23 protein-coding genes are annotated in these 26,190 nt (G+C 46.2%); 7 read left to right on the forward strand and 16 right to left on the reverse strand.

From position 1 onward, the window contains the following. Positions 1-458: 458 nt before the first annotated feature. From mutL to QZ938_RS09260, 5 genes are all read right to left on the reverse strand, one after another. Positions 459-2,366 carry a DNA mismatch repair endonuclease MutL gene (gene mutL, locus QZ938_RS09240; protein ID WP_293348938.1) on the reverse strand — a complete coding sequence of 636 codons (1,908 nt, stop codon included), beginning with the start codon at positions 2,364-2,366 and terminating at the stop codon, positions 459-461. A gap of 305 nt (positions 2,367-2,671) precedes the next feature. Beyond that, positions 2,672-3,766, reverse strand: a complete 1,095-nt coding sequence (locus tag QZ938_RS09245; RefSeq protein ID WP_293151158.1) for an ATP-binding protein — start codon at positions 3,764-3,766, stop codon at positions 2,672-2,674. Between the two features lie 341 nt (positions 3,767-4,107). After that, the gene (locus tag QZ938_RS09250) at positions 4,108-5,337 is read right to left on the reverse strand and encodes a beta-ketoacyl synthase N-terminal-like domain-containing protein (RefSeq protein WP_293348941.1); all 1,230 of its coding nucleotides are present in this window, start codon (positions 5,335-5,337) and stop codon (positions 4,108-4,110) included. A gap of 407 nt (positions 5,338-5,744) precedes the next feature. Beyond that, a complete protein-coding gene (locus QZ938_RS09255) occupies positions 5,745-6,530 on the reverse strand; it encodes a peptidylprolyl isomerase (protein WP_293151167.1) in 786 nt (261 codons plus the stop codon). Between the two features lie 148 nt (positions 6,531-6,678). Then, positions 6,679-7,245: a photosystem I assembly protein Ycf4 gene (locus QZ938_RS09260; protein ID WP_293151170.1), complete on the reverse strand. Its 567-nt coding sequence runs from the start codon at positions 7,243-7,245 to the stop codon at positions 6,679-6,681. 202 nt (positions 7,246-7,447) lie between these two features. Here QZ938_RS09260 and psbD point away from each other — a divergent pair, with 202 nt between their 5' ends. From psbD to QZ938_RS09280, 4 genes are all read left to right on the forward strand, one after another. Then, positions 7,448-8,506 carry a photosystem II D2 protein (photosystem q(a) protein) gene (psbD, locus tag QZ938_RS09265; RefSeq protein WP_293151173.1) on the forward strand — a complete coding sequence of 353 codons (1,059 nt, stop codon included), beginning with the start codon at positions 7,448-7,450 and terminating at the stop codon, positions 8,504-8,506. Between the two features lie 156 nt (positions 8,507-8,662). Beyond that, positions 8,663-10,042, forward strand: coding sequence for a photosystem II reaction center protein CP43 (psbC, locus tag QZ938_RS09270; protein WP_293151178.1), 1,380 nt, complete (start codon positions 8,663-8,665; stop codon positions 10,040-10,042). 643 nt (positions 10,043-10,685) lie between these two features. Then, a complete protein-coding gene (locus QZ938_RS09275) occupies positions 10,686-12,098 on the forward strand; it encodes a transposase (RefSeq protein ID WP_293340990.1) in 1,413 nt (470 codons plus the stop codon). Positions 12,099-12,324: 226 nt separating this feature from the next. Further along, complete coding sequence (locus QZ938_RS09280) at positions 12,325-15,618, forward strand: GAF domain-containing protein (RefSeq protein ID WP_293356269.1); 3,294 nt, start codon at positions 12,325-12,327, stop codon at positions 15,616-15,618. 256 nt (positions 15,619-15,874) lie between these two features. On the opposite strand, the gene QZ938_RS09285 is transcribed toward QZ938_RS09280, so the two are convergent. From QZ938_RS09285 to QZ938_RS09330, 10 genes are all read right to left on the reverse strand, one after another. Beyond that, on the reverse strand, positions 15,875-16,309 hold the full coding sequence (locus QZ938_RS09285; protein WP_293356272.1) for a hypothetical protein: 435 nt from the start codon (positions 16,307-16,309) through the stop codon (positions 15,875-15,877). Beyond that, complete coding sequence (locus QZ938_RS09290) at positions 16,297-16,542, reverse strand: hypothetical protein (RefSeq protein ID WP_293356275.1); 246 nt, start codon at positions 16,540-16,542, stop codon at positions 16,297-16,299. The genes QZ938_RS09285 and QZ938_RS09290 overlap by 13 nt, the downstream gene beginning before the upstream one ends. A gap of 5 nt (positions 16,543-16,547) precedes the next feature. Next, positions 16,548-16,772: a hypothetical protein gene (locus QZ938_RS09295; RefSeq protein WP_293356278.1), complete on the reverse strand. Its 225-nt coding sequence runs from the start codon at positions 16,770-16,772 to the stop codon at positions 16,548-16,550. 10 nt (positions 16,773-16,782) lie between these two features. Continuing rightward, positions 16,783-17,145, reverse strand: coding sequence for a hypothetical protein (locus tag QZ938_RS09300; RefSeq protein ID WP_293356281.1), 363 nt, complete (start codon positions 17,143-17,145; stop codon positions 16,783-16,785). A 139-nt stretch (positions 17,146-17,284) separates the two neighbouring features. After that, a complete protein-coding gene (locus QZ938_RS09305) occupies positions 17,285-17,881 on the reverse strand; it encodes a hypothetical protein (RefSeq protein ID WP_293356284.1) in 597 nt (198 codons plus the stop codon). 97 nt (positions 17,882-17,978) lie between these two features. After that, the gene (locus tag QZ938_RS09310; protein WP_293356287.1) at positions 17,979-18,296 is read right to left on the reverse strand and encodes a hypothetical protein; all 318 of its coding nucleotides are present in this window, start codon (positions 18,294-18,296) and stop codon (positions 17,979-17,981) included. Positions 18,297-18,485: 189 nt separating this feature from the next. Next, positions 18,486-20,009 carry a hypothetical protein gene (locus QZ938_RS09315; protein ID WP_293365460.1) on the reverse strand — a complete coding sequence of 508 codons (1,524 nt, stop codon included), beginning with the start codon at positions 20,007-20,009 and terminating at the stop codon, positions 18,486-18,488. Beyond that, the gene (locus tag QZ938_RS09320; protein WP_293365462.1) at positions 20,002-22,119 is read right to left on the reverse strand and encodes a hypothetical protein; all 2,118 of its coding nucleotides are present in this window, start codon (positions 22,117-22,119) and stop codon (positions 20,002-20,004) included. Before QZ938_RS09320 ends, QZ938_RS09315 begins: the two co-directional genes overlap by 8 nt. After that, entirely contained in the window at positions 22,112-22,939 is an 828-nt protein-coding gene (locus QZ938_RS09325) for a hypothetical protein (protein WP_293158288.1), read from the reverse strand. Before QZ938_RS09325 ends, QZ938_RS09320 begins: the two co-directional genes overlap by 8 nt. A gap of 3 nt (positions 22,940-22,942) precedes the next feature. After that, entirely contained in the window at positions 22,943-23,491 is a 549-nt protein-coding gene (locus tag QZ938_RS09330; protein WP_293355935.1) for a hypothetical protein, read from the reverse strand. A gap of 247 nt (positions 23,492-23,738) precedes the next feature. Between QZ938_RS09330 and QZ938_RS09335 the strand changes: the two genes are divergently transcribed. From QZ938_RS09335 to QZ938_RS09345, 3 genes are read left to right on the forward strand one after another with little or no spacing between them, the layout of a single operon-like run. Then, the gene (locus tag QZ938_RS09335; protein WP_293356409.1) at positions 23,739-24,278 is read left to right on the forward strand and encodes a tyrosine-type recombinase/integrase; all 540 of its coding nucleotides are present in this window, start codon (positions 23,739-23,741) and stop codon (positions 24,276-24,278) included. A gap of 2 nt (positions 24,279-24,280) precedes the next feature. Then, a complete protein-coding gene (locus tag QZ938_RS09340) occupies positions 24,281-24,616 on the forward strand; it encodes a hypothetical protein (protein WP_293356412.1) in 336 nt (111 codons plus the stop codon). Next, positions 24,616-25,485: a tail fiber domain-containing protein gene (locus QZ938_RS09345; RefSeq protein WP_293356415.1), complete on the forward strand. Its 870-nt coding sequence runs from the start codon at positions 24,616-24,618 to the stop codon at positions 25,483-25,485. The genes QZ938_RS09340 and QZ938_RS09345 overlap by 1 nt, the downstream gene beginning before the upstream one ends. On the opposite strand, the gene QZ938_RS09350 is transcribed toward QZ938_RS09345, so the two are convergent. Further along, entirely contained in the window at positions 25,482-26,147 is a 666-nt protein-coding gene (locus QZ938_RS09350) for a hypothetical protein (RefSeq protein WP_293356418.1), read from the reverse strand. The genes QZ938_RS09345 and QZ938_RS09350 overlap by 4 nt on opposite strands. Positions 26,148-26,190: the final 43 nt, after the last annotated feature.

Raw genomic sequence — 26,190 nt, forward strand, 5'->3', positions numbered from 1 at the left:
CTTCTTGTCTGATGCGGACTAAAATCCTCACTACAAAAAAAATCTGAAACATTTCTTCTCTCTTCTCTTCCTCTCTGCGTTCTCTGCGCCCTCTGCGGTTCAAAAAAAACAATTCTGTATGTAACGCAAATCTTACAGATTACATTCAACACAATCGAAAATATAGAAACATATTTCATTTTTTCTGCCCCAACGCACAATCTATTATTGTCATCTAAAAAAGTTTTGTAATGAGGACTTCAGTCCTTTTTTTTGCGGACTAAAGTCCTCACTACAAACCATTATCAAAAATTTTCTCTTATTTTCTTCTTGTCTGATGCGGACTAAAATCCTCACTACAAAAAAAATCTGAAACATTTCTTCTCTCTTCTCTTCCTCTCTGCGTTCTCTGCGCCCTCTGCGGTTCAAAAAAAACAATTCTGTATGTAACGCCGACCTTACAACATAACTTTTAACCATCAAATCCCGTGACTTTTCCCAAGCACCCAACTGCGGCGAAAAATCCGAGCCAAAGTCGATTCTTCCAACGCAAAATAGATCGGGCGGCCGTGAGGACAAGTGCGCGGATTGCGAGTTTGCTGCCATTCATTTAACAAATTTTGCATTTGGGAAAGATTGAGAGGAGTACCATTGCGAATAGCGCTGCGACAAGCAGTAGCAACTTGAGCAGCTTGCAAATCTGCGACTTTACTGAGTTCAAAAAGTGCATCCGCACAGTCATCTCGATCGACCAATAAATCCGGTAGTTCCCGCGCCGCCCATAACTGTTCGCCAAAACTTTCTACTTCCAAACCCAAGCGGGACAAATTCTCAATTTGCAGGGCAGATAATTGACTGAGAATCACTGGTTTTTCTAGAGATTTTAGCTGCCAATCAGCGCAGATACGTTCGTACAAAACGCGTTCGTGAGCGATGTGCTGTTCGACTAACCACATTCCGCTAGAGTGTTCTGCAACAATGTAAGTATTGTGAACTTGAGCGATCGCCCTCAGTTCCATCAATCCTATTTTAGGATTTGTTGTCTGTTCTTCACCGCGATCGCTCTTTCGAGCTGAAGCCCCGACACTGTAAGCACTTTTTTGTTCTGATGCTTTCAGCAACTGTCCCACGCGATCGGGAATTGGAGGATCTGCTAAAACCTCATCATTCAGGTGCAAAGCCCGATCGATTGCAGCGCCAACTTGTGCTTGCCAAAAACTCGGATCGTGCAGATAAATTTCCACTTTAGCCGGGTGGCGGTTCCAGTCGATTTGAGAGGGGGAGAGTTGTAGGTGAACAAAACACACGGGATAGCGATCGCGCGGACAAGTACGGGCGAAGGCGCTGAGAATAGTTTGCTCTATTTCGGGCGATCGCACAACCCGCCGATTTACTGCCACCTTAACCCAATCCGGCCGCCTGCGGTGACAGCGATCGGGCAAACCAATTACTAACTCCAAAGACTGGGAATTGGGCATTGGGAATTGGGTATCGGGCATTCGGCATTGGTAACTCGGCTGTGTTTTTGACAATAAAACAGCCGAGTTTGCCAAATAATCTGGCGATTTATTCTTTTCAGGAACTGAAGGCAAACTTACTTTTAAATACTGCAAATCATTCAAGCGAATTCCCCGCACAAACTGAGGTAAAATTTGTTCCGCTGTGCTGGCAGAAGTTACGTAAAAACAAGGCGCATTTCCTTGGCGCAACTGCCAATTAACGTAGGGGTGACAAATTGCAATTTGCTCGATGATTGATTGGATCGATCGCATTTGCTGTGCCGGCGACAAAAAAGTGCGGCGCACGGGCCAATTGCCAAACAAATTAGCCACAGTCACCACCGTACCCGGAGCAATTGCCACTGTTTCCAGCTCCACAGCTTCCCCAGCGTTGTTGTAAACTACCCGCCAGCCCGATCGAGCATTTTCAGCTCCCGCCTTGTTAAACGATGATTTCTCAACTCCCCCCCTTAACAAGGGGGGGCTGGGGGGGGTTTCCCCAGACTGTCGATTTTCCCAATAATCTCCGAATCCCAAATCGTTGGGCCTGCTCAAAACCTCCAAACAGCCTAACTGAGCCAAACTGTGCAAAGCTTCACCGCGAAATCCCAAAGTAGCAATTTTGTAAAGGTCAGCTTCCGTGGTAATTTTGCTCGTACTGTGAGGCGAAGCCGCCTGCTGCAAGTTTTCCCGATCCATTCCTGTACCGTTATCCGCAACTTGCACCCGCCATTGTTCGGGCCAAACAGACACAACGATGCGAGTTGCGCCAGCATCCAGAGAATTTTCTACTAATTCTCGTACCGCAGCGGCGATCGAGTCAATAACTTCGCCTGCGGCAATTAAATCGATAACTTCTGCGGGTAAGGTTTGAATAGTAACTGGCATCAGATTTTTAGCAGATCGTTAATTCAATTATAGCTGATTCTGCCACTGCATACACACGATCGTAACCTGCCCAAAAACTGGTACTGTGGCACCTAGTTAAGTCGTAGATGTTCCCAACATTTTAGACAAAAGTTCAAGCTCCCAGATTCACTTTTGGGGCAACTATCCAATCTCAAACTTGTCCTGAGCGTATTGTCCTGAGCGTAGCCGACGAAGAAAGCCGAAGGAAGTCGAATAATCTCAAATTGAATAAATGATTGATTGAATTCGGTGGTGACAAATAAACATTACTTAAACTCGACAGGCTAACGGATAACTTTTGGCAAGCGGATGTAAAAAGTTGTCCCTTTTTTGTTTTCCGACTCATAACTAATTTCCCCTTTGTGAGCATCAACAATCGACTTAGCAATCGCCGTTCCCAAACCAGTACCAGTCCGCTTGCCATAGGTTATAAACGGTTCAAATAACTTATCCTTGATTGATTGAGGAATGCCAGGGCCGTTATCATAAATGCTAATTTCTGCCCAATCCTCACTTTGTGTCAGCATAATCTCTATTCGGCCCCCGCGTCCGCCAAAAGCTTCAACAGCATTCCCAACTAAATTTTGTAAAATTCGCAAAATCTTATTCTCGTCAGCTTCCACTATCACTTCTGATACTCGCAGCACTAAGTCTACTTTTGCTGCCTCAAAATAAACTCTGTTCAACTTTTCAAACTGCTGCAACGTCTGGATGAGATTAACTGGTTTTTTATTTAATGCAGAGTTACCCCGCGAAAATTCTAATACTTCCTCAGCCATGCCCAACATTCGCTGAACTTGCAATTGAATAAGTTCGCACCATTCCTGAGTTTCAGCATCGGGGTGCATTTCTTTGAGCATTTCGCTGGAGAGTTTAATTCCCGTAAAAGGACTTTTGAAATCGTGAATAATTGTGCTCACCATTTCACCCACCAAAACCATTTTTTGTTTGTGTACAAACTGGCTAACATATTGATCGGTGGTAGCGCGCAAATTTTTAATAATGAAACTAAACATTTGCATTACTGAACTGCCTTTAGCAAACTCGAGGTTTGCTATCAATTCTTCGCGGCTTATTTTGGCCAAAGTCGAGCCGGCAACTGCCACAGCTCTTGCACTGCGAGGCTCTCCGTCTAAAACTCCGAGTTCGCCAAAAAAATCGTCGGGCTTAGCGACAGCAATAGTTTGATATTTACTGTTGTCAATCTGCTTGCTAAACTCGACTTCACCTTCTAAAACTAGATATAAAAAATCCGCTGTTTCTCCTTCTTCAAAAACCACTGTTTCTTCAGCAAAACTTTCCAATACAGCTATTTGGCACAGGTGAGCAGCTTGAAGAGGTTCAAAATAAGACATAAATCGATGAGATGCCAGATCCATGTGAAAATACCTGAGGCTTAATTGAAACTGTTTCTTTCTTCTATCTTCGCGCTATAAGCATCGATGCGTTAATAAAATACAATACTGCTGGAATTTGCTGTTATTTTCTGGCATCCCTGGCTTTGAGGGAAGGGTAAGCCTCGATATGGAGAGCCAGACTAGCACAGCGGTACCAGAAATCTCACCAACATTCTAAGTTAATTGACTAAAATACATATATATGGTATTTTATCTCAGATTTAAATAAGAAGTGCGATCGCACGAGCTTGACACGCCCCACAAAATTTTAATTGTAGAGAGATGCTGCAATTTCAATGCCGATCGCCTTCGATTACCAAAAATTAACGATCGCCCGACAACACAATCCCAGCATTCTGCCCGCCAAAGCCAAAACTCAAACAAACCGCATTTCTCACAAAGGTCGATCGGGCAAACCTCACAAAATCTAACTCAAACCCAGGTTTTTTCATGCCAGTACAAGGTGGCAACATCTGGTATTTAATACCCATCAAACAAAAAGCGACGCCCAAAGCACCCGAAGCTCCCAAAGTATGACCAGTAGCCCCTTTAGTCGAACTAACAGCAACTCCTTGGCGAAACAATTTCTGAATTAACAGGGCTTCGTGTCGGTCATTTAAATCAGTGCCAGTACCGTGAGCGTGAATAAAATCTATATCAACCGCCGTTAAATTGCTACGTTTCAAACATTGAGTTACGGCTGCGATCGCACTTTTTCCGCCCAACTCCGGCGAATTAGCATGAAAAGCATCATTTGTCAACCCAAAACCGGAAATTAGACCGTAAATTTTAGCGTTGCGGCGCCTTGCCAACTCACTTGATTCTAATACAAATAAAGCCCCGCCTTCGCCGAGCACCAAGCCTTCCCGATGTTCGTCAAAGGGATAACAGCCGGTGTTTGCCAAAGCACCCATCCGGTTAAATCCAGCCACAGTCAGCGGTGTAATTGGCGCTTCTACAGCACCAGCGATCGCCCGCTGACACTCACCGGTGCGGATTAAATCAACAGCGCGGGCGATCGACTGTAGGCCCGTCGCACAAGCAGCCATCGGCGCCAGCACAGGCCCCATCGAGCCAATTGCCCTCGCCACCGCGATCGCCCCCATATGAGGCAAAAAATCCACGAATTGGGAATTGGGCATCGGGAATCGGGCATCGGGAATTGGGCATCGGGCATTGGGCATTGGGCATTGGGCATTGGGCATTGGGCATTGGGCATTGGGCATTGGGCATTGGGCAATTCTCCCCCTCTCCCCCTCTCTTAGCAACTGTTCCAAATTAGCCTGAAAGCCGCGACTAGAACCGATCGCAATTCCGCAATCAGGTAAAGGCAAAGTCAAATTAGCATCTTGCAAAGCATCTGCTAAAACAGGCAAAATTAAACTTATTAAATCAGCAGGTTTTGTACCCACCAAAGCCAAAAGTTGCGGTTCAAGTTCTAAAAAAGGTTGATGTTGCTCAATTCCCGAATCTCCAGCCAACAGTCTTTTCCAGCTATTTTCCAGATTCCCCAACGCTGAAACAAGACCAATTCCCGTAACGACAACATCCATAAGTATCAGGTAGAAGGCAGTAGTTATTCGTTAGTAGTCATTCGTTGGTTGTGATTAGTTATTCGTAATATATTACTTGTTGGTTGTTGATGCGTAATATATTATTTGTTGGTTGTTGATGCGTAGTTATCAGGTATTAGTTTTGGCTTGTTACCAATAACCAATAACCAATAACTACTGCTTTCCTCCCAACGGCAAACTGTCAGGGTACATCTCAGTTTTGTTTTTAATAGTGCTGTCCCCGCTCGCTTATAAAACCAAGCGAGCGGGGACAGCACTGTAAAAAGAAATGTTTTTTGCAAAAATGAGATGCTCCCAACTGTCAACTGTCAACTGTCAACTGTCAACTGTCAACTGTCAACTGTCAACTGTCAACTGTCAACTGTCAACTGTCAACTGTCAACTGACTAACTAGCAGCCTTAAAATTTTCGACACCCTGGGTGACAGTAGCCTTCTCAATCCGATCGCCCGCTTGAATCTTATCAATCACATCCATCCCTTGCTTCACGTAGCCAAAAACCGCATAGCTACCGTCCAAAAACGGCACATCGGTCAAAGTAAAGTAAAACTGAGAAGAAGCCGAATCAGGACTTTGCGATCGAGCCATAGCCACAGCCCCGCGAGTGTGCATCAACACGGGTTTCTGAGCAATCCCAGCTTGTTCTAGCGTTTGGCTGTAAGTCGGACTCGGGGCATCTTTAGCCTTAATTTCCAGAGGAATCCTGCGTTCTGTAGATGTTTTCGGGTCAATAAAACCCCCAGTTCCCAGCCGCGACGCAGGGAATTTAGGGTCTTTGCCCTGGGGGTCGCCACCCTGAACTACAAAAGGCTGAGGTTCCCGCACCACTCGGTGAAATACCAGCCCGTCGTAGACTCCTTTCTGAACCAAATCGACAAAATTGCCCGCAGTAATTGGGGCATTTGTGCCGTCGAGTTCGATCGTAATCGGAGAACCTTTAACCGTCATCACTACCGTTGCTTTTCCTTGCAAGCGCGGCAAATTGCTAAATTGCGAACTCGCCGCCACAGCAGCAGGAGACGGAGGCGGAGACGGAGACAAAGAAATGCTTTCACCCGACGCCGGATTTGGTGTCGGAGTAGAGTTTGCAGCAGGGGAACTACCGCATCCCCCGACAAACAGCGCGCCAATTATTAAAAGCGAGAAGAACCACCGCTGAATTTTGATTTGCATTTGCATTTGTATTTTCACTTTCACTTCATTCAGATCGGGTACATGGCCGGGCGCACTCTAGATTTATCGATTTTGTGCGCCCCGCCGTCCAACCTACAAAACATTACCAATATCAAATCGAAAATCCCAAATCCCAAATCCCAAATCTCTACAGCCCTTCTAGGGGAACTTGCAAAAATCGAGCCAATTCGGCAGCTTGATTTTCCACATCAGACAAAGAAATGGGCTGTCCGACTCTTGTCAGGGGAAACTGACGGCGGTCTTTGAGCTTAAGATAAATGCTGCGGCGGGGGCTGAGACCTTCTTTAATATCGACCCGCACAGATTGCACGTCCGATGTCTTGCAAGTAAAATCAAGTTTGCGGTTTTTGCCGGGAAATCCCCAACGGAAGATCCGAATGCTACCTGACGCGCGATCGAACTCATTGTATCCGCCGCCGACATCCCACAGAACAGTCAGCCACAGGTAAAGCCCCAACAGCAGGGCGCAGACACCGTAGAAACCCATCGCGATGCCTTGGGGAATGAAAATAAGCTGAGTCGGGTCAGCAAAAGGCAGCAGGTTCTTGTGTAAGTAGCTGGAAATGCTCGACAGCAAGAAACCAGTGCCTCCAATGCTGACAACCGTTGCCCACCAGTAATTGCTGAAGCGACGAGATCCCAAAACCTCGTAGCGCAGGACAGAATCGATCGAGGTCATTGTTTTTGCAGTCATAAATTTAAACAGCCTTAAACCAAAATTTTAATTCAACTAGCCTACCTCACTCTCACTCCGCTGGCGCGATCGTGACCGGGCGATCGCGATTCTGTATCAACTCCTGCTGTTCTAGTTGAAAATTAATGAACTTATAATATATAGTTATGTTAAGTTTAATTAGAAACCTTGGTCTTTTAACAAGCAAAAGGATTTTACCAAAATGACAATCGCAGTCGGACGCGCCGAGAACGAAAGAGGCATCTTTGATGTACTCGACGACTGGCTCAAGCGCGATCGCTTCGTCTTCGTAGGCTGGTCTGGCATCCTGCTATTCCCCTGCGCTTACATGGCAATCGGTGGCTGGTTAACCGGCACCACCTTCGTTACCTCCTGGTACACCCACGGTTTGGCAAGCTCCTACCTCGAAGGAGCCAACTTCCTCACCGTCGCAGTATCCACCCCAGCCAACAGCCTCGGACACTCCCTGCTGTTCCTGTGGGGCCCCGAAGCACAGTGGGACTTCACCCGCTGGTTCCAACTCGGTGGTTTGTGGGCATTTGTCGCCCTCCACGGCGCCTTCGCACTGATCGGCTTCTGCCTGCGTCAGATCGAAATCGCCCGTTTAGTCGGCATCCGTCCCTACAACGCCCTCGCATTCACCGGCCCCATCGCCGTGTTTGTGTCGGTATTCCTGCTGTACCCCTTGGGTCAATCAGGCTGGTTCTTCGCCCCCAGTTTCGGCGTCGCAGCAATTTTCCGCTTCCTGCTATTCCTGCAAGGCTTCCACAACTGGACGCTCAACCCCTTCCACATGATGGGCGTTGCAGGCATCTTGGGCGGCGCGCTGTTGTGCGCTATCCACGGTGCCACCGTGGAAAACACCCTGTTTGAAGATGGCGAAGGTGCTAACACTTTCCCAGCTTTTAACCCAACTCAGTCAGAAGAAACCTATTCCATGGTTACAGCTAACCGTTTTTGGTCGCAAATCTTCGGAATTGCTTTCTCCAACAAACGTTGGTTGCACTTCTTCATGCTGTTCGTACCCGTCACAGGCTTGTGGATGAGCTCCATCGGTATCGTCGGTTTAGCATTAAACCTGCGTGCTTATGACTTCGTATCACAAGAATTGCGCGCTGCTGAAGATCCTGAGTTTGAAACGTTCTACACTAAGAACATTCTGCTTAACGAAGGCATTCGTGCTTGGATGGCTCCGACCGACCAACCCCACGAAAACTTCATCTTCCCTGAAGAAGTTCTGCCTCGCGGTAACGCACTTTAAAAAAATCAGGATTTGGATTTCAGCTTAATTTATGTTTTTTAAATTCAAACTAGAAATCCAAATTCCTATTCACCGGGTGGACGCAGTGCTCCTGCGGTCACCCGGAGAACAAAAAAACCGAAATCCAAAAACTAACATCGTTGGAGGTTCTACCGCGTGGTAACGCTCTCTAATTCCTATGCAAGCGGTCGCGACCAAGAATCCTCCGGATTCGCTTGGTGGTCAGGCAACGCTCGTTTGATCAATCTCTCAGGCAAACTGCTGGGCGCACACGTCGCTCACGCTGGTTTGATCGTGTTCTGGGCCGGAGCAATGACTTTGTTTGAAGTCGCTCACTTTATCCCAGAAAAACCCATGTACGAACAGGGCTTAATCTTGATGCCCCACGTCGCTACTTTGGGTTGGGGCGTCGGCCCCGGCGGTGAAGTCACGGATATCTTCCCCTTCTTCGTAGTTGGCGTTCTGCACTTGATTTCCTCTGCTGTTCTCGGTTTGGGCGGCATTTATCACGCTGTTCGCGGCCCAGAAGTTCTCGAAGAATACTCGAACTTCTTCGGCTACGACTGGAAAGACAAGAACCAGATGACCAACATCATCGGCTATCACCTGATTTTATTGGGTGGCGGTTGCTTGCTGCTGGTTGCTAAGGCCATGTTCTTCGGCGGTGTCTATGACACTTGGGCTCCGGGCGGCGGCGACGTGCGTATTATCACGAACCCAACCCTCAACCCCGCTGTGATTTTTGGCTACTTGGTTCGCGCTCCTTTTGGTGGCGAAGGCTGGCTGCTCAGCGTTAACAACATGGAAGACATCATCGGCGGTCACATCTGGCTCGGCCTGATTTGTATCTCTGGTGGTGTTTGGCACATTTTGACCAAGCCTTTCGGCTGGGCTCGTCGCGCCTTAATCTGGTCTGGCGAAGCTTACCTGTCCTACAGCTTGGGCGCTTTGTCCCTCATGGGCTTCATCGCTTGCTGCTTTGTCTGGTTCAACAATACTGCTTACCCTAGCGAATTTTACGGCCCGACGGGCCCGGAAGCTTCTCAAGCACAAGCTTTGACCTTCCTGATCCGCGACCAACGCTTGGGTGCTAACGTCGGTTCTGCACAAGGCCCTACCGGTCTGGGTAAATACCTGATGCGCTCTCCTACTGGCGAAATCATTTTCGGTGGTGAAACGATGCGTTTCTGGGATTTCCAAGGCCCTTGGTTGGAACCCTTACGCGGTACTAACGGTTTGGACTTGAACAAAATCAAGAATGATATTCAGCCTTGGCAAGCTCGCCGCGCTGCTGAGTACATGACTCACGCTCCTTTGGGTTCTTTGAACTCTGTGGGCGGCTTGGCAACTGAAGTTAACGCCTTTAACTATACTTCTCCCCGTTCTTGGTTGGCCTGTTTCCACTTTGTGATGGGTTTCTTCTTCTTGATCGGCCACTTGTGGCACGCTGGTCGCGCTCGCGCGGCTGTCGCTGGCTTTGAAAAAGGTATCAATCGCGAAAATGAAGCGGTTCTTTCTATGCCTGATTTGGACTAATCATCGCCTTTGTGCTGATTTGATTGTCTAATCGAAAAAGGCTCCTGCTTAACGGCAGGAGCTTTTTTTTGAGCCAATATCTCGAACAAGTTATGTTGCGATCGATGAACAGCCTTTGTTTTATTGACACTCCCCGGCATACTGACACGAGGATTTTTCAGACATTTGTATCAAAATATCCCGATCGCACTTGGTTCTTTTCGCTGACTGCCGAAAGTAGCATAGCTGCTCCTGTCATATCTCCTGAAAAATGTTTTGTGCGTAGAGTTTTACTCATTTTGGGGGTAGGTTTTTACATCTTGTCCCATCTAGTTGTTATACCATATTCATTAGGTTAAAATGGATTTTTTATTTTACTTGACAATGGAAAAAAGTCGTCCGATCCGGACGGGGTTTTCAACTTGATGTTCTAATAACTCCACAATTCTTGAGACTTGACAATTTTGATAAGTTGGGGTCAAGAACTTGCAGGCCTGCTCTACAAAGTTTATAAAAAAACATTCAGCAAGCGGAAAACTCTGAGTCTTTAGACCTGAGATGTAAGCGGCACGGGCGGTTGCAACCACCTTGAATCTTTCTTAATTCGTAACATTTAAAAGCAGAGAAAGACGTTAAGATGTAAGCAAGGAGGTGAGAAAGATTGTTGACGAACTATGTTTATAAGTTGCGCCCTAATCAAACACAATCATCAAAAATGTCTGCTTGGATAGATATGCTACGAAGCCAGTATAATTGGTGCTTAAATGACAGAATTTGTCAGTATAATCAGCAGTTTATTCAAGGCAATTACTGTGATATCAGAATGAAAGGCGAAGCTTCACCATTGACCTGCTTCGTAAGTAAAAGTGGCGCAACCGGAAATCCTTGGAAAGACTCTAAGTCTGACAAAGAAGGTAAAGCTAGAAATCCTCGTCGAAGTGCTGGTGACATTCAGATTACAGCGTTACCTGAGTTAAAAATGGCTAGACCTTGGTATAGTGGAATTGACTCAACTGTTTTACAACAGAATGTTAAACGCTTAGACATTGCCTACAAAAACTTCTTTGAAGGTAGGGGATTTCCTAAATTTAAAAACCGCAGCAACTTCACATCTTTTACTTTCGTAATGGGAGTAAAAATCAAGGGCAATAAAATTTACCTACCAAAAGTGGGATGGATGCGGTTTTACAACTCTCGCTCAATCCCCGATGGGTTTACCATCAAGGCTTGCGTGGTTAGAAAACGCCAGAATGGCTGGTATGTTTCTATTAGAATAGAGGATAAATCTGTACCTGAATACAGTGCTACTCCTGTTGGCGCTCACCCCAAAGTAATAGGTTGCGATTTAGGAATCACGAAACTGGTTCACCTTTCTGATGGATACCAAATCAAAAATCCCAAGTTTTCGACGAATAAAAAGGCTAAACGCACTCTGAAAATTAGACAGAGACGGGTTAGTCGGAAAATTAAGGGTAGTAAAAATCGCAAAAAAGCAGCTATCAGAGTTAGCAAATTCCATCAAAAGATTAGCGATAAGCGTCAAGCACATCAATGGAAAACTGCGAATTTAATAGTATCTCGTAACGTTGATGTAATCGCCTTAGAAGATTTGAACATCTCTGGTATGATGCGTCGATGTAAAGTAAAAAGTGATGAAAAAACTGGGAGGTTTCTGAAGAATGGGCAATCCAGAAAAAAGGGATTGAATCGTGCTATCTCTGATGCAAGCTGGGGCGATTTGGGATTAAAGATTGAGTATGTGGCTGCAAAGCAACGAAAAATTGTAATCAAAGTTAATCCTAAGCACTCCAGCCAAGAATGCAGGAATTGCGGTCATATCGATAAATCCAACAGAGATGGCGAAAAGTTCATCTGTGTGGAATGTGGATATCACGAACACGCGGATATTGGCGCTGCAAAAACGATTAGAGATAGAGCTTTGAGAATGGTACGTGGGGACTCTGCGAAACCTGGTGTTGAACACCTAAACGCCCAAAAGATATCAGCACGCTCTGCGAGCAAACGTGCTGAGTTTGGGAACCCTAGCAATAGGGATATTAAGGCCGCAATGTCTTAAGAATCTCAATCGCTTTAGCGCTGAGAGTGTCAAATTTAATTAAGGTACAAAAGTTTAAATCCACACACAATTAAAAATTGCACTAGGAAGTTGCAGTTTGAAGGTAGATCCTTAGGTGTGCAAAACTAATCTACTTTTATTAAATGCCTGTGCTTGCAAAAATTGATAACACCCACAAAACTTTTTAGCCAATTATTATTATTGCTGGGAAAGCAAAAGATTAAGAATGGACTCATTAAAGATCCAAAATGTCAAGGTGATTGACGATCGAGCAAATTTACTCGATCGCATCGCCAACCGCATTCGCCGCTCCCTAGAATTGCCAGAAATTCTCAGCGCCACAGCAGCGGAACTTCAATCGTTTTTGGGAACAGACAGGGTAAAAATCTATAAATTTCATAGCGATGGCAGCGGTGAAGTGATTGCTGAATCAATTAACGGCAACCGCTTGCCATCATTATTGGGGCTGCATTTTCCAGCAGACGATATTCCCCCTCAAGCCCGCGAACTGTTCGCCCAAGTACAGGTGCGATCGATCGTCGATATCGATTCCGGGTTGCTAGGTCAAAGTCCCCGCCGCGACGAGGTTTCCGGTCAAATGCTGCCCGATGAAGTGCTGTACAGGACGATCGACCCCTGCCACGCTGAATACTTGTCTGCACTCGGCGTTAAAGCTTCCTTGGTAGTACCAATTTTTCACGACCAAAAATTGTGGGGGTTGTTGGTATCTCACCACTCCCAGTCCCGGAGTGTCGCAGAGGAGGAACTGCAAGACGTTCAGATGGTGGCAGATCAGCTCGCCGTCGCGATCGCCCAATCAACCATCCTCTGGCGAACCAAGGCCAAAGCTGAGCGTGAAGCTGCCGTCAACCGCGTCGCAGCAGCCCTGCACTCCCAGCCCGCGATCGAACTGCAAGCAGCTTTGACAGAATGTGTAGCTGCACTAGAGGCAGCAGGCGGCAGGCTTTGCATTTTCCACAGCAACAATCTCGCGAGTTTACTACCTTACTCGGACAATTCCACAGAGGCACTCAAAGTCTACACTTGTGGCTCAGGCCCGAGAATGCCTATTTCTGCCAAATACCAGCAGATAGAGCTATACAGCGTCTGGCACGAATATTTTAACTCCAGCGAGCAACAGGTTTGGGCAATTCCCGACTTGTACAAAATTAGCAGTTTGAGAAGCCTGCAACCTGCATTTCGATCGACAAAAATCCGCAGCATTTTAATCGCACCACTCAGAACCAGGCAGCAAATATTCGGTTACTTGAGCATTTTTAGAGAAGAATTTGACACCGAAACTCTCTGGGCAGGACAATTAGATACCGACGGGCGACTCGCTCAATCTCGGATATCTTTTGAAGCGTGGAAAGAGTCAAAAACAGCCCAAACTCGCGAATGGACTGTTGAAGAAATAGAATTATTACAAACTTTTTGTAGCCATTATTCTCAGGCAATTAACCAATACAAGCTGTACCAAGAAATAGAAGAACTTAACGCAAATCTAGAAAATAAAGTTCAAAAACGTACAGATCAAATGCAACAGTTAACTCAACAGCAGCGAGTGCTGTTTGAAGTGGTGGCTAAAATGCGGAAATCTCTCGACTTGAACGATATTTTTACCACGATGTCCCAGGAAGTGCGAGCGGCTTTAAATGCCGATCGCGTTGGGGTTTACCGTTTCGATCCCGCATCGGAATTTAACGACGGCGAATTCGTTGCCGAAGATGTTTTTCCAGATTTTAGATCGGCAATGGCAGTCCGAGTCAACGATCGCTGTTTTGGAGAAAACTACGCCAATCTTTACTCTCAGGGGCGAGTACACGCATTGGCAGACATCAGACAAGCCGAATTACAAGATTGCTTTCGGAAAATATTGGAGCAATTTCAGATTAAAGCGACTTTAGTTGCACCCGTAATGAAAGGCAGCGAGCTTTGGGGGCTGCTATGCGTGCATCAGTGTTCGGCTCCCCGCAACTGGGAATCTTCCGAAATTCAGTTTCTCACTCAAGTTTCTGCTCAGTTAAGTATCGCTCTAGAACAAGCGGATTTGCTCGCTCAAACTCAGCAGCAAGCTGTTGATTTGCAGCAAGCTACTGAACAGCAGCGGATACTATTTGAAGTGGTAGTAAAGATTCGAGAATCTCTCGATATTAATGCAATTTTTAAGACAGCAACTCAAGAAGTTTGTCAGTTTATGCAGGTTGATAGAATTGCTGTATATCGCTTTAATTCTGATTGGAGCGGAAAATATGTTGCCGAGTTTGTGAAAGACGGTTGGATCAGATTGGTAGGCGAAGATATCAATACGGTTTGGGAAAATAGTTATTTGCAGGAACACCGAGGCGGCCGGTATCTCAATAATGAGATTCTAGTCGTTGACGATATCTATCAAGCTTGTCACTCGGAGTGCAACTTCACTATTTTAGAGCATTTTCAGGTGCAGGCATATGCGATAGCGCCGATTTTTGTAGGACAAGAACTTTGGGGTTTGTTGGTAGCCTACGAACATTCTGGGCCGCGCTGTTGGGAAAGTTCAGAAGTTAAGTTTTTAGCTCAGATTGCCAATCAGTTAGGCGCAGCTATCCAACAAGCCGATTTGCTGGAGGAAACCAGACGCCAATCAGCACAAATAGCTCAAAATTTAAAGGATTTGCAGCACACTCAAGCTCAATTGATTCAGACTGAAAAAATGTCTGGTTTGGGGCAACTGATGGCGGGCATTGCTCACGAAATTAACAATCCAGTTAATTTTATTTACGGCAATCTCAATCACGCTACTGATTATACTAAAAACTTGCTAAGTTTGCTGGAACTTTACCAGCAGCAATATCCCGATTCTAGTCCTGAGATTGGCGAGTTGGCAGAAGATATTGACTTGAAATTTCTGGTGGAAGATTTGCCGAAGTTGCTATTATCTATGCAGGTGGGAGCCGATCGCATTCGTCAAATAGTTTTGTCTTTGAGGACTTTCTCTCGTTTGGATGAAAGTCAAATGAAGGATGTCGATATTCACGAGGGCATTGACAGCACGCTGTTAATTTTGCAGCACAGGCTGAAATCTAGTTCGGATAGTGCCAACATTCTGCTAGTTAAGGAGTACGGCAATTTGCCTCTGGTTGAGTGTTATGCTGGACAGTTGAATCAGGTGTTTATGAATGTGATCGGAAATGCGATCGATGCTTTGCAATCGGAAAAGTTGAGCGATCGCAATTCAGTGAGTCCTCAAATTAAAATCTCTACTGCTGTCGGTCAACTTAATGGCAATGTTCCGAGCGCGGTGATTCGGATTGCTGACAACGGTTCGGGAATTTCGGAATCGATTAGAGAACGCATATTTGACCCTTTTTTCACGACTAAGCCGGTGGGCAAAGGTACTGGATTGGGACTGTCAATTAGTTACCAAATTGTGGTAGAGAAACACGGCGGTGTTTTAAAGTGCAGTTCAGAATCTGGCAAGGGTACTGAATTTGCGATCGAGATTCCGATCCGACATCAGCGAGCAGTCAGCAGTCAGTAGTCATTAGTTATTGTAGGGTGCGTCAGCGGGCTAAATGTTTTCGTCACCTGCTCAAGGATTCCGGCCCCGTGACGCACCCTAAGGTTAGCTTTGTTGATGTAGAGTCTGCGTTTCAACCGCCGAGTTGAAGAGAGTTCGATCGCCCGCAAGCGTTGCTCGCAGAATAGGTTGGCCCCAAAACATGGTAAATTGAATCCCCAGCAATATGTGGTGTGGGGAGGAAGCCGTGTTAACACCACATATAGCGCTTCTTGTTTCAATACTTCACCGTTAACGGCAAACTCTTTACGCCGAGATTTGCGATCGACGCGAGCCGATCGCACAAACGCCGCCAACCAAATTGTCGAACAACTCCGATACAACCAGCGGTACCCGGCATATTTGCATCAAAGTGAATACCTAACTCGGCTCTCATGCCATGCTCCGAAACTACCGGATCGGGTGTGATGTGAAAAAACAACCCTTCAACCCCCCGCGTGTCTAACCAGTAACCTTCTGTTGGTATTTCATATTCCCCCGCTGGGATTGGCCCTTTCCCGCGTACCCACTCGTCACCGGGTCGCTGGTAGTCAGCGCAGCCAGAAGTCGCCACATAGTCGATTGCCTTCCCGTCTGGGTAAATTAATTGCAAATTTCCGTAAATTAGCTCGGACGATTGAGCTCGCGGCATTGTAAAAATCAGCTTGTGCATTTATTTTTAATTTTTAATTCAATTAAACCTATAAGTTTTTCTGTTTCTTGAATTTCTGCGGTTATTTCATTGTGCACAAATTCAATTGCTTCAGGTAACGCATTTTCATCAATCCATTTTTGGCGATTTCTTAATTGAGTTACATCTTTGTTAAGCCACGATAAAGCATTCAAAAGTTGCCCTATGTTTGCGTCATCATTGGTAACTAAGCTTTTGGCAAATTCTGCTATCATAAAATTTATCGCAGCCTAAGGCCCGAATTTCCGCTAATCCAGTTTTCAACCTTGTCCAATCTTTCTCCGTAAAAAACTACCAGTTGCTCTATCTTTGTTCGCTGTTGTGCGGCCAAAATATTGTCTTCTTGAATCTTTCTAAGGGCATTCCAGATTAACAATGCTATGCCCAAAATGCAGCTTAATACTGCTAAATCTACTTTGAGTAAGGTTGAGGTTAAGTTCGTCATTGGTTGTTTATTAGCTTGCTTCTACTTGCAAAAAATAGCGGGGTTCTTGAATCATGGATTTTCGCCACCTAAAATAACGCTTGGCTTGAATTTTGTATGTTGCCAAGCCAGAGTTTAGATGATCTGGAAGTATGGGCATAGTTAATAGAATTCTGTTGCTAGAAGGATAGACGGTAATAGCTTGCTCCTCAATAGGTAGCTCACCATTTATTTGCCACAATCTTCTAACAAGAAGCCTAGACTTGATATCTGCGATTGTTCCACCGGTGATGTAAGTAAGCCTAATCAAAGATTGGCTGCTAGCAGGCGACTGGGTAGTATTCCAAATTTGCTCGCCAAACACATCAATAGTACCTAGTGTTATCCAAGTCATTTAATTGGTTTCTGGTTAACTTTTAAGTGCCACACGTTCCTCAAAAACTGAAAAGACTTAAAATGCTTGTCAGCGGCGTTGCACCGCTGACAACATTCATTCATTCATTCATTCATTCATCAATCAATTGATTGATTGATTAGGGAGTAGTAGACTTAGGTTTTTTCTTCCGACTTTTTGTTGTAGTTGCTATGGTTACTTGTTCAGTTTCCGTTGTAGCAACATCGGGACTTGCTGATGCTGTTGCAGTAGCCGAAGGAGGAATAGGATAGGTTCTCCCACCTTCTATCGTGAAAAAAGGCTCAACTTCTCCAGCCCCTACAGTTGCAGTAGTTGCGATTTTGGTAGAAGGAATTAGCTCGCCCAAAACGTCGGCTATTTCGGCAACCGTCAAAAATGAAGGGAAGGTAAAATACAGTTTTCGTTTATTCCCTTTGGCTGTTTTCCTTCCTGTATTCAAAAAAACTTTTTTACCTCCAGCGATGCCAGAAGCTTTGTAAACAACTTTGCCTGCGGGTACTGTTACTTCCCCAAAGGTTCCGTCTGCCTTAACGTAACTTTTTGTGTAACCTTCCCGATCTGTTACATCTTCAGGGCTTGGAGTGTAACTGCGAGCTTTAATGTCTAAAAAGTCTGCCACGCGGGGAATGCAACTGCAAGTTGTCCGAAAGTCATCAGTACCTGTTCCGCCAGCGCCTGTTCTGCGATATTTTACTAGAAAGCTATGTCTTGGCATTGATTATTTTTTTTCAGTTGTTGATTTAACTTTTTCCAGTGACTGGTTTATCCGTTTAAAGGAACAGAATTGTCGAGATCGACGACTACTGACTGGTTTATCCGTTTGAAGGAACAGAATTGTCGAGATCGACGACTACCAGCGAATTAATTGAAGCAGTTCTTCGGAAAAACAATTGATTGCTTTTGGTGGTTTCTACCGCTCCATTAGTTGCCGCTGGATAGCCAAGAATTTTTTGCCCCACCTCTTGGCTTTCATTCTTGAGCGCAGCCGCAGTTGAACACGCGTGCAGCGATTTCATGAAAAATTCACACACTGTAAATTCTTCTGGAAGATTGCCGATTTGTTGCCACCAGGCTTTTAGGGTTTCATCTTCGATGGCTGCAATCATTTCTGCAATGGTAATGTCGTTCATATTTTTTGAAAAATTTCAGTTATTTACTGGGTTATTCTGATTGTAATTGTTTGCGCTAAGCTGTCAACGCCTAAAACCCTTGTAGATTGTGACTTCCAGCTATAAAACATTTTGTACAACCCTAGGGTTGTACAAAATGTTTTATGAATGAATAGCGGTTATTGTAAATTTTTGTTTAGCCTGATTTACCTACCCTAAATTTGGCAGGTTGGCAGGCTCGTTTTCTGGCCACAAATCAAACTCAATCGCCTTTTCAGTCCAAATATTGCCGGCTAAGTCTTCCCGGCCGTCTAAGTCGGTCGATCGCTTCCGCCACAGCAACACTGCTTTAGCCGGATAGACAAGATAAGGCAATTCCCGGCGGCGCGAAGTTGGATCGACATAGCCGGAATCGCGGATACCGTTGGGCAAAATTTCCGCAGTCGAGAGTTTCAGCAACTCTTTGATTTTTTGCACCCCTTCATTTTCAGTGCCAGCGTAAACCTGCATCTGGCGGCCGTTGTTCAGTTGCGCCGTTATTAACCGCTGCCCGCTGGTGTACTGCTTAGCCGCTAACTTTACTTCTTCCCAGGTCAAGCCGCGTTTGATATCAAAAATAGTTACTTGCCGCTTGCGAGCTCGCTTGCCGTCGGGCATTTTCCAAGGTGGTGCTGTTTTTTCCTTAAATTCGATTGTTAACCTCCGCTCCTGAACCCCCGGGCGCAGATACTCATCGACAGGCGTGCCATTAATTAGTACCCCTACATCACGATTGCCGAGCATTTGGTGAGTCGCCAAAACATTAACAACAGTCGGCCTCATCACTGCTTCAGGGCCAGACAATACAATGCGCTCGTCGGGAACCGATCGATCTGGAGTGATTTCTATAGTGCGATCGGTACCGAGTACCGAATTATTTGCCACCTTTTGCATCGCCAGCCAAGCATCAATGCCGCCCGCGACGGCGTAACCGGCCTCGATACAAGCTTCTGTGCCTTCTTCAAAGCCTTCTTCTACAAAATTTCTTAAAAAAGTATTGGGAATCGACTCAATTGAGTTCTCAATGGCGCCTGCAATTGTCCAACTTTCTCCCGTTCCCCATTTGTCTATTTTCTCGCTTCCAAACAAACCTCTAAGAGCAATTCCCAGCGGATTTGCTGGATTTTTCAATGCTCCCCTAACATTTTTGTAAAGCCACAAAAATGAGGATTGCACTCCCATCCTAAATCCAGCCTGGATTACTTCACCAGCAGCGTCGAGCAGCTCGTCCAGGGCTTGCTCGCCAACTTCCTTTAGCAAGTGAGTTGCCAGCGCTTCATTGAAAGTCATAATGGCAGCAGCCGGAACTAAACCGCAACCAATCCAGCCGATCGCCCGTCCTACTGCACCCCCCAACACGCCGCCAAAAGCGTCCCACAATCCCTGGATTTGTTTGTCGATTGCTTCGTCTGAAATATTCCAGTTAAAATTAGCGATAAACTGAGTACCCCCAACAATCCAACTCCACAACTTAGTCCAACTGAACGAAATTAATTGAACAACCCCTGACACCAGAAAACCGACGAATCGCGTCGCACCGTCCCAAATAGATTCTAGGAGTCCTTTATCTTGAGAAGTCGTCGTTGCGCTCGCCGACCAAGTGCGGATAATGTTGCCACCCGTCGAAGATTCGCGCATTTTGCGACTAGCCAAATCGCGCAGAACCAACCCAATTTTTTTTACTGCATCAGCCATTTGGTTTACCTGCTTGACCTATGTTGTCGCCAATCTGTCTGATGCGGGGTCTGCGGTCTCTGGATCGGCCGTAGGGGGTTTGGGCATCTTCAATTCCCGTCTCAAAGCCAAATCCATCCTCTACCTGATCGAGGAAATCTTCCCAATCTTTAACGTGCTTAGGTTTACTCGGGTCATCGTCTTTAGCTATAGGATTTTCTAGTTTTTCGCTTAAGTCAGCACTGCCTTTGATTGATTCCAATATTTGCGATTTGATGTCTTTTTTAGGGTCTACTTGCCGCCAATGTACTGCCCTAGTGATTGCAGCAGCCTGCAACAAATCTAATAAGATATCTCGCTGGGTTTCCTTGTTTGTATACTCAATGCCTTTGACGTGGATTATGCTTTCCTTGATGAGTTTATCAATTGACTCGGCTTTTGGGGTAAACGTTGAGGGCATTTCAATGTCCGATTCGTCATAAGGAAAATTCATATACTTGGCAATTGCCATGCTTGCCAAGTAAGCTTTAATCGCTTCTTGGCGCCCCATTCCGGATTCGCACAAATTGCGAGTCGATAAAGCGACGAGGGCTTCTACGTTAGCTTGCAGGCTAAGTATTTGCCCTTCCATTTCAGCAATTGATTCTGCTAAATTCGGAAATTTAATTTGTTTGCCTTGGTCTCCTTCTTTTGTTAAGTCGCTGTCTTTTACATCGATCTGAATTTGCCATTGACCCCAGCGTTCGTCATCGCGCTGGAACATCCACATCAAAAGGTCGGCAAAGTCTTCAATCTTTTCTTGGGTAGGTTCTTCTGGTTGTTGACCTTTTTCAACTGTTTGAATAATCGTGCTGGGAAGCTCGCCGGGAAACTTGCTAATTCCCAGTCTTTTGTGAATTTGGCGCATCAATTTGATGGATTCTCGACAACATTCATCCATTTCTTTTCTAGGTGGTGGGTTGGGGGGAGGAGGCGCGGGCGTAGGTGCGGGCGTAGGTGCGGGAGGAGGCGTGGGCGTAGCCCCCGGGCATGGCGGTGCGGGTATCGTATCTTCGATTTGCCATTGATAATCTCGCCCCATCCCAAGGAAGGTGTGCTGATTATTGCCAGTGTAGCCAGGGTTAACTCTGAAAAGATTTTTTGTGTACTCCCATTTGATCTTTAGCACCCCATTTAAATGGGGTACATTACGGTTTTTTACATTGCCGAAGGCTATTCCTCCCGCAGACCATCTCCAAAATCCGACATACCCTTCTCCTAGAGAACCATTTCCCTGTTCGGGGATTTCAGGGAAATAGCCTGTGATTTTTTTTTCAGTGAATGTGTAATTACCCTGGCCCCAAAAATAGTCAGCAATTTGACGTTCCTTAGTGGCAGAGTCCCCATTCCACTCATACCCAGGAGATTGATGAAAAGTGCTGTTGTGAGTTATGTTTTTTAGCCGCTGAACATACACCTTTTCTACCAATTCATTCCCAAACCAAGCTGTGTCCCTTGGAAAATATTCCCCGGTAGTAGGATTGTGATATTCACCATTACCCTGGATAATCCAACTGCCAGTAGCACAAACAATAATTAGTTGCGGTTTTGGCGCAGGCGTAGGTGTTGGTGTTGGTGTTGGTGTTGGTGTTGGTGTTGGTGCCTTCTTATCAGGAAATTCAAAACCCAAATTTATAGAAATTGGAGTTCCTGGAATTTGCAGCGAGATTCCCATTCCTACGCCTTCAGGGCTTTTAGAAATGTCAATCCCGATTCCGACCACCTCGCCCCCAATACTTCCGCCCTCTATTTGCCCTGTACTGGTATTGATAGTCACGCCCCCTCCAACGCCTACAACTCCACCGGGAATTTCTGCGCTGCCAGCGATCGAGATTGAGCTTTTAGAAGGATCCTCATAGTTGGGGTTTCCGCTAATATCCAATCCCACGGGGCTTACATCCACACTGACTCCCCCGGTTACTGACACTCCACCAATATTTGCCACTTCGCGGGTGACTCCAATTCCACCGCTGGACGCTGAGGGCTGAGATTTTTGACCCATGTCTACGCCGCTATCTTTGCCGAGGTCGATCGCACTTGACCCCCTTGTGGCGCTGGGCGACAGAGACGATTTAGACGAAACCCTAGACATAGCTCGCCTCTATTCCCGAAATCCGGGATGGACTACCTTCGGCGATCGCCCAAAGTTCACCTGTCAGCGTTTCCTCGGTTAGGTTCCCTCCACCATTGGAGGCCAAATAAATTCCTGAACCTACCGCAACGCTCGAATTGCCAGCAATCCAAATATCTGCATTCCCGGTATTTGTGGCGTAGAAAATCGCCCTATTTGCATTAGCCAACCTAAATCTAGTCGGGGCTGTTGAAGGGATGTCAATACCATAAGGGATGGCACTTCCCACAATCTTATTTACTGGCTTGGCTATCAAATCAATCTCGTATCTAAAATCGCCCTCGAAATTAATATAATCTCCTGCCCCAAGCACGCCATGACCATAATTAATTATTGATATCCCCAACCTGTCATCCGGGCTTAGTAACTTTAATTGATTGATTGTAAGGTAGGGAATTGTAAAGGGAATTGTCGTCTCTCTTCCTTTATTCTGCAACCTTGCGGTTGCCAAGTTTGACCAAGTTCCCCCGCCTTTTCGAGCGTGAAACCTCACCCCAACAAAAGGATAATCCTCCTCAATCGCAAGCATCGCAGCAATTTTTTCTGCTGCTGTCATCTCCGGGTAAATATCGGGGTAAGGCGCCCTCTTGAACGAAGGCAGATCTATCGCGCCACTAAGTGCTTCTAGGTAGAAGCTTCTCCCTAAGTGGTGGGAATTAACCAGCGAGTTGTATTCGGCGAATGCGTCCGCACAATTCAATATTTCAATGATTCCCGTGCCATCGGCACTCGTGACGGTTCGTCTAAAAGTCCTGGTGTTTTCTAATTTGTTTTCTGCCATTGGTTAGGTTAAGTAAGTTTTCCCTTCAATAACAGAGCCGCCACCAGGCAAAATGATAATTTCTATAGGGAATTCTAGCGATGCACTAAACGTTGCATTTGTGCCACCGCTGTTATTGAGCACGTGTTGGCACCGCGTTACGGCGGTGATTTTGTCAGGGTTTTTAGCCAGGTCTAATTCTAGGAGTTTTAGGGCAATCACAGCTTCCATTGCGGCCTGTGCCAAGTTTGGCGCCAAGCTGCTTCCACCCGTTCCGCTTGTAAAAGTCGAGCCGACGAGGTAATGGGTTGCGGCGTATTGGGAAACACCGTTAGCGGTATTGCTCGCGGTTACGTTGAGCAATAAGTCGATGTTTGCCTTTTTAGTAGACAGGTTTGCCGTAATACTTATTTTGTCGGTTCTGTCTACCGCAACTCGCGAGAGCCGATTTTCCTCCTGTTCGAGCAGCCCAAGAATGCCGTAAACATAACGCTCCTTACTGGCCGGCCCTGTTGGGGCCGAGTAAGAAGTTCCCGAGACAGTAGCTCCGGCGCCTGATGTGTGTGGTGCCATATTGATAGCAAGTTAGTAGGAATCTATTCTCAGTTTATTCATGATCCTGTTGCAAAGATGACTGGTATCTTTTCTTAAGAAGTTGCTGAAATAGATAAAAGAGCAACTTCTTAATTTTTGATTATTCCCTCACTGTACGGGTTTGGGGAGTTACACTACAGGAGGGTATTAAAAGGTTGTCAATTGTCTTGTTTTAATAAGGAAAAAGCAACACGTGAAAGTCCAGGGAATTGGTCAAGCTACGAAAATGACTCAAAACATTTACGAGCAAATCAGCAAACATTTGTTTACGGATGTTCATAAGGTATTTCTGGGTGTTTCTTGGTACACTGGAGAGAGGCCAAATGCAATCTTGCAAAGCCAGGTTTGCCACTTCTATATAAATCCATCGAGACGAATCGTGCGGTCGGAGATTATCTATCCGTCTGCTGCGAGGAAGGACAAAAAAACCAGGGAAGTCCCTTGTCACATTGCTTTAGAGAAAATTCTTAGAGATTATGAATGCTTGGAGGATGGCTATTTATTCCCGTCCCGAGTTAGGGCTGGGAAGCATTTGTCTCGGCAGGCGATCGATCGCGCTTTCCGACGCGCATTGAAAAAAGCGGGGCTTGAAAATCAGGGATATTCCCTGTACTCGGCACGGCGCGGCTTTATAACGCGGCTGGATAGTCTCGGGTGCAGCCCAGGACTGATTAAATCCTTGTCCGGTCACGCGAGCCTTGCGTCGCTGGGCCGGTATATCGAAATTTCAGAAGAACAGCGCAAAAATGCGATCGCAAATTTCTAAAAATGACATTATTCAATATTTCCCCACAAGCTTCACAGCAACAGCCGACAAGTTTCTCTAACTCAAACACCACGGTTAGCTTTTCCCTGACTACTGCGACAACGACGATCGCTCCCGATCGCCCTGGCAGAAATCGAAAAGGAGCAATACTTTACAACGCGGGTACGGCAAATGCAATTTTTAATTTGGGGACAACCGTATCTCCAACCATTTTCACGGCGGAGCTTTTACCTGGGGGGTATTTTTCCGATCCAAGTGGCTGGCAAGGGCCGATCGTCGCGCGCGCTACTTCCTCCCCCACTGTTATCAACGTCACTGAGCCGATCGTTATTATCTAATGCTGCAAAACCCAATTACTGAGCCTCAAGTACCCGGTGCGATCGCTCGCGACAGCGAAGTAACGGCGGCGATAAACGCACATTTGGTGGCCGCAGACCCTCACGCTCAGTACCTACTGCAATCGGAGGGAGACGCACGATACCGACTAGCCGGGGCACTGACTGATGCTGATATCCCTGCTGCGATCGCTCGCGACAGCGAAGTAACGGCGGCGATAAACGCACATTTGGTGGCCGCAGACCCTCACGCTCAGTACCTGCTGCAATCGGAGGGAGACGCACGATACCGACTAGCCGGGGCACCCCTTCTTACGTCAGTGCCGCTGCCCACTGCCAACGTGGCGGGGAATTCCGTTGCGATGTCATGGAATTCTGTTCAGATCGGATTTGGGATAGCTGAATTTTGCAATTATTCCGGCCTTGGCGGGGGAGATGCATTTAATTTTTTTCGAGTGCCTAGTAACGAACATTCACCTCCCACACTGTCTAATAGGGTTTCGCGCATTGATATTTCTGGGGCCTACATTCAGACTTCCGATAAGAGGCTGAAGAAAAATTTTTCACCAAGCCCAGGGCTGGCAGCAATCCTCTCCCTATCTCCCCAAAAATACCAACATTATGAATGTTGCGGTTTCAAGTCGAAAGATAAAAAGTTTGAACTAGGCGAAACCTTTGTAAGCAAAATAGGTTTTTTTGCCCAAGATGTAAGGGAAATAATTCCCGAAGCCGTTTCGGGCACAGGCGCCGACGGGGAATTATACGGGATTGATTACAGTTGCATCGTGGCTTGCTTAGTGCAAGGCGTCCAGGAACAGCAGGCACAAATAAAAAAACTAGAATCCCAGCTAAAGTCAATTTCTAAAATTTAGTTAGCAGGCGATAGAGTAGCAGCTACTTCCAGCGGTGATGCTCCCGCCGCCAAAAGCGATCGCACTTCTGCAACTTTTGCCTGCGCGATCGGCGAGTCAGTGTTGCCACCCCGAATATGAATGTGGCGCATCTTCGATCCGTCGCGATACGAGAATCGGAAGTATTCGCCGCCACGGGCTGTTCCGCGCGGACGGTAGGTAGATATTGCTTTGCAATTTGATGATACAGAATCATCGGAGGGATTTGATTCTGTATCAACCTCGACAAGGGTGATCGACTCTGATACAGAATCATCGGAGGGATTTGATTCTGTATCAACCTCGACAAGGGTGATCGACTCTGATACAGAATCAATTGTGTTGGCCGGAAGCAATGCAAACTCACCCGGGTAAAGATACCCCCAAGATTCGGTGAGCTCGTTCCAAAATTTGCAACTTCCGTCCAGCGGATGAATGCCCTCGATTTTGACAATATCTCCCTTTTTCAGGCCGGCGGTGTGAGGTGTCTTTCGCTTCAGTTTCAAAAGATCGCCAACCCTGTAGAGCGTTCCGACCGCTGGAGAATTCTCGAATAAGGAAAGTTGAGTATTCATATAAAGCCAAAATCTAAAATCTAATTTGTGCAAGCCGATCGCCCAAAAGAGCGATCGGCTAATTTTCAAAAAATCCTAGATGTCGCTAGCGAATTCCGGAGGCATCATTGTC

This window comes from Microcoleus sp. CAWBG27, assembly GCF_020883145.1.
Taxonomy (GTDB): Bacteria; Cyanobacteriota; Cyanobacteriia; order Cyanobacteriales; family Microcoleaceae; genus Microcoleus.

What these genes read in the sequence shown, in the direction of transcription:
- mutL (WP_293348938.1), bottom strand. Translation starts at nt 2,366, where the DNA reads ATGCCAGTTACTATTCAAACCTTACCCGCAGAAGTTATCGATTTAATT.
- QZ938_RS09245 (WP_293151158.1), bottom strand. Translation starts at nt 3,766, where the DNA reads ATGGATCTGGCATCTCATCGATTTATGTCTTATTTTGAACCTCTTCAA.
- QZ938_RS09250 (WP_293348941.1), bottom strand. Translation starts at nt 5,337, where the DNA reads ATGGATGTTGTCGTTACGGGAATTGGTCTTGTTTCAGCGTTGGGGAAT.
- QZ938_RS09255 (WP_293151167.1), bottom strand. Translation starts at nt 6,530, where the DNA reads ATGCAAATCAAAATTCAGCGGTGGTTCTTCTCGCTTTTAATAATTGGC.
- QZ938_RS09260 (WP_293151170.1), bottom strand. Translation starts at nt 7,245, where the DNA reads ATGACTGCAAAAACAATGACCTCGATCGATTCTGTCCTGCGCTACGAG.
- psbD (WP_293151173.1), top strand. Translation starts at nt 7,448, where the DNA reads ATGACAATCGCAGTCGGACGCGCCGAGAACGAAAGAGGCATCTTTGAT.
- QZ938_RS09280 (WP_293356269.1), top strand. Translation starts at nt 12,325, where the DNA reads ATGGACTCATTAAAGATCCAAAATGTCAAGGTGATTGACGATCGAGCA.
- QZ938_RS09285 (WP_293356272.1), bottom strand. Translation starts at nt 16,309, where the DNA reads ATGCACAAGCTGATTTTTACAATGCCGCGAGCTCAATCGTCCGAGCTA.
- QZ938_RS09290 (WP_293356275.1), bottom strand. Translation starts at nt 16,542, where the DNA reads ATGATAGCAGAATTTGCCAAAAGCTTAGTTACCAATGATGACGCAAAC.
- QZ938_RS09295 (WP_293356278.1), bottom strand. Translation starts at nt 16,772, where the DNA reads ATGACGAACTTAACCTCAACCTTACTCAAAGTAGATTTAGCAGTATTA.
- QZ938_RS09300 (WP_293356281.1), bottom strand. Translation starts at nt 17,145, where the DNA reads ATGACTTGGATAACACTAGGTACTATTGATGTGTTTGGCGAGCAAATT.
- QZ938_RS09305 (WP_293356284.1), bottom strand. Translation starts at nt 17,881, where the DNA reads ATGCCAAGACATAGCTTTCTAGTAAAATATCGCAGAACAGGCGCTGGC.
- QZ938_RS09310 (WP_293356287.1), bottom strand. Translation starts at nt 18,296, where the DNA reads ATGAACGACATTACCATTGCAGAAATGATTGCAGCCATCGAAGATGAA.
- QZ938_RS09315 (WP_293365460.1), bottom strand. Translation starts at nt 20,009, where the DNA reads ATGGCTGATGCAGTAAAAAAAATTGGGTTGGTTCTGCGCGATTTGGCT.
- QZ938_RS09320 (WP_293365462.1), bottom strand. Translation starts at nt 22,119, where the DNA reads ATGTCTAGGGTTTCGTCTAAATCGTCTCTGTCGCCCAGCGCCACAAGG.
- QZ938_RS09325 (WP_293158288.1), bottom strand. Translation starts at nt 22,939, where the DNA reads ATGGCAGAAAACAAATTAGAAAACACCAGGACTTTTAGACGAACCGTC.
- QZ938_RS09330 (WP_293355935.1), bottom strand. Translation starts at nt 23,491, where the DNA reads ATGGCACCACACACATCAGGCGCCGGAGCTACTGTCTCGGGAACTTCT.
- QZ938_RS09335 (WP_293356409.1), top strand. Translation starts at nt 23,739, where the DNA reads ATGACTCAAAACATTTACGAGCAAATCAGCAAACATTTGTTTACGGAT.
- QZ938_RS09340 (WP_293356412.1), top strand. Translation starts at nt 24,281, where the DNA reads ATGACATTATTCAATATTTCCCCACAAGCTTCACAGCAACAGCCGACA.
- QZ938_RS09345 (WP_293356415.1), top strand. Translation starts at nt 24,616, where the DNA reads ATGCTGCAAAACCCAATTACTGAGCCTCAAGTACCCGGTGCGATCGCT.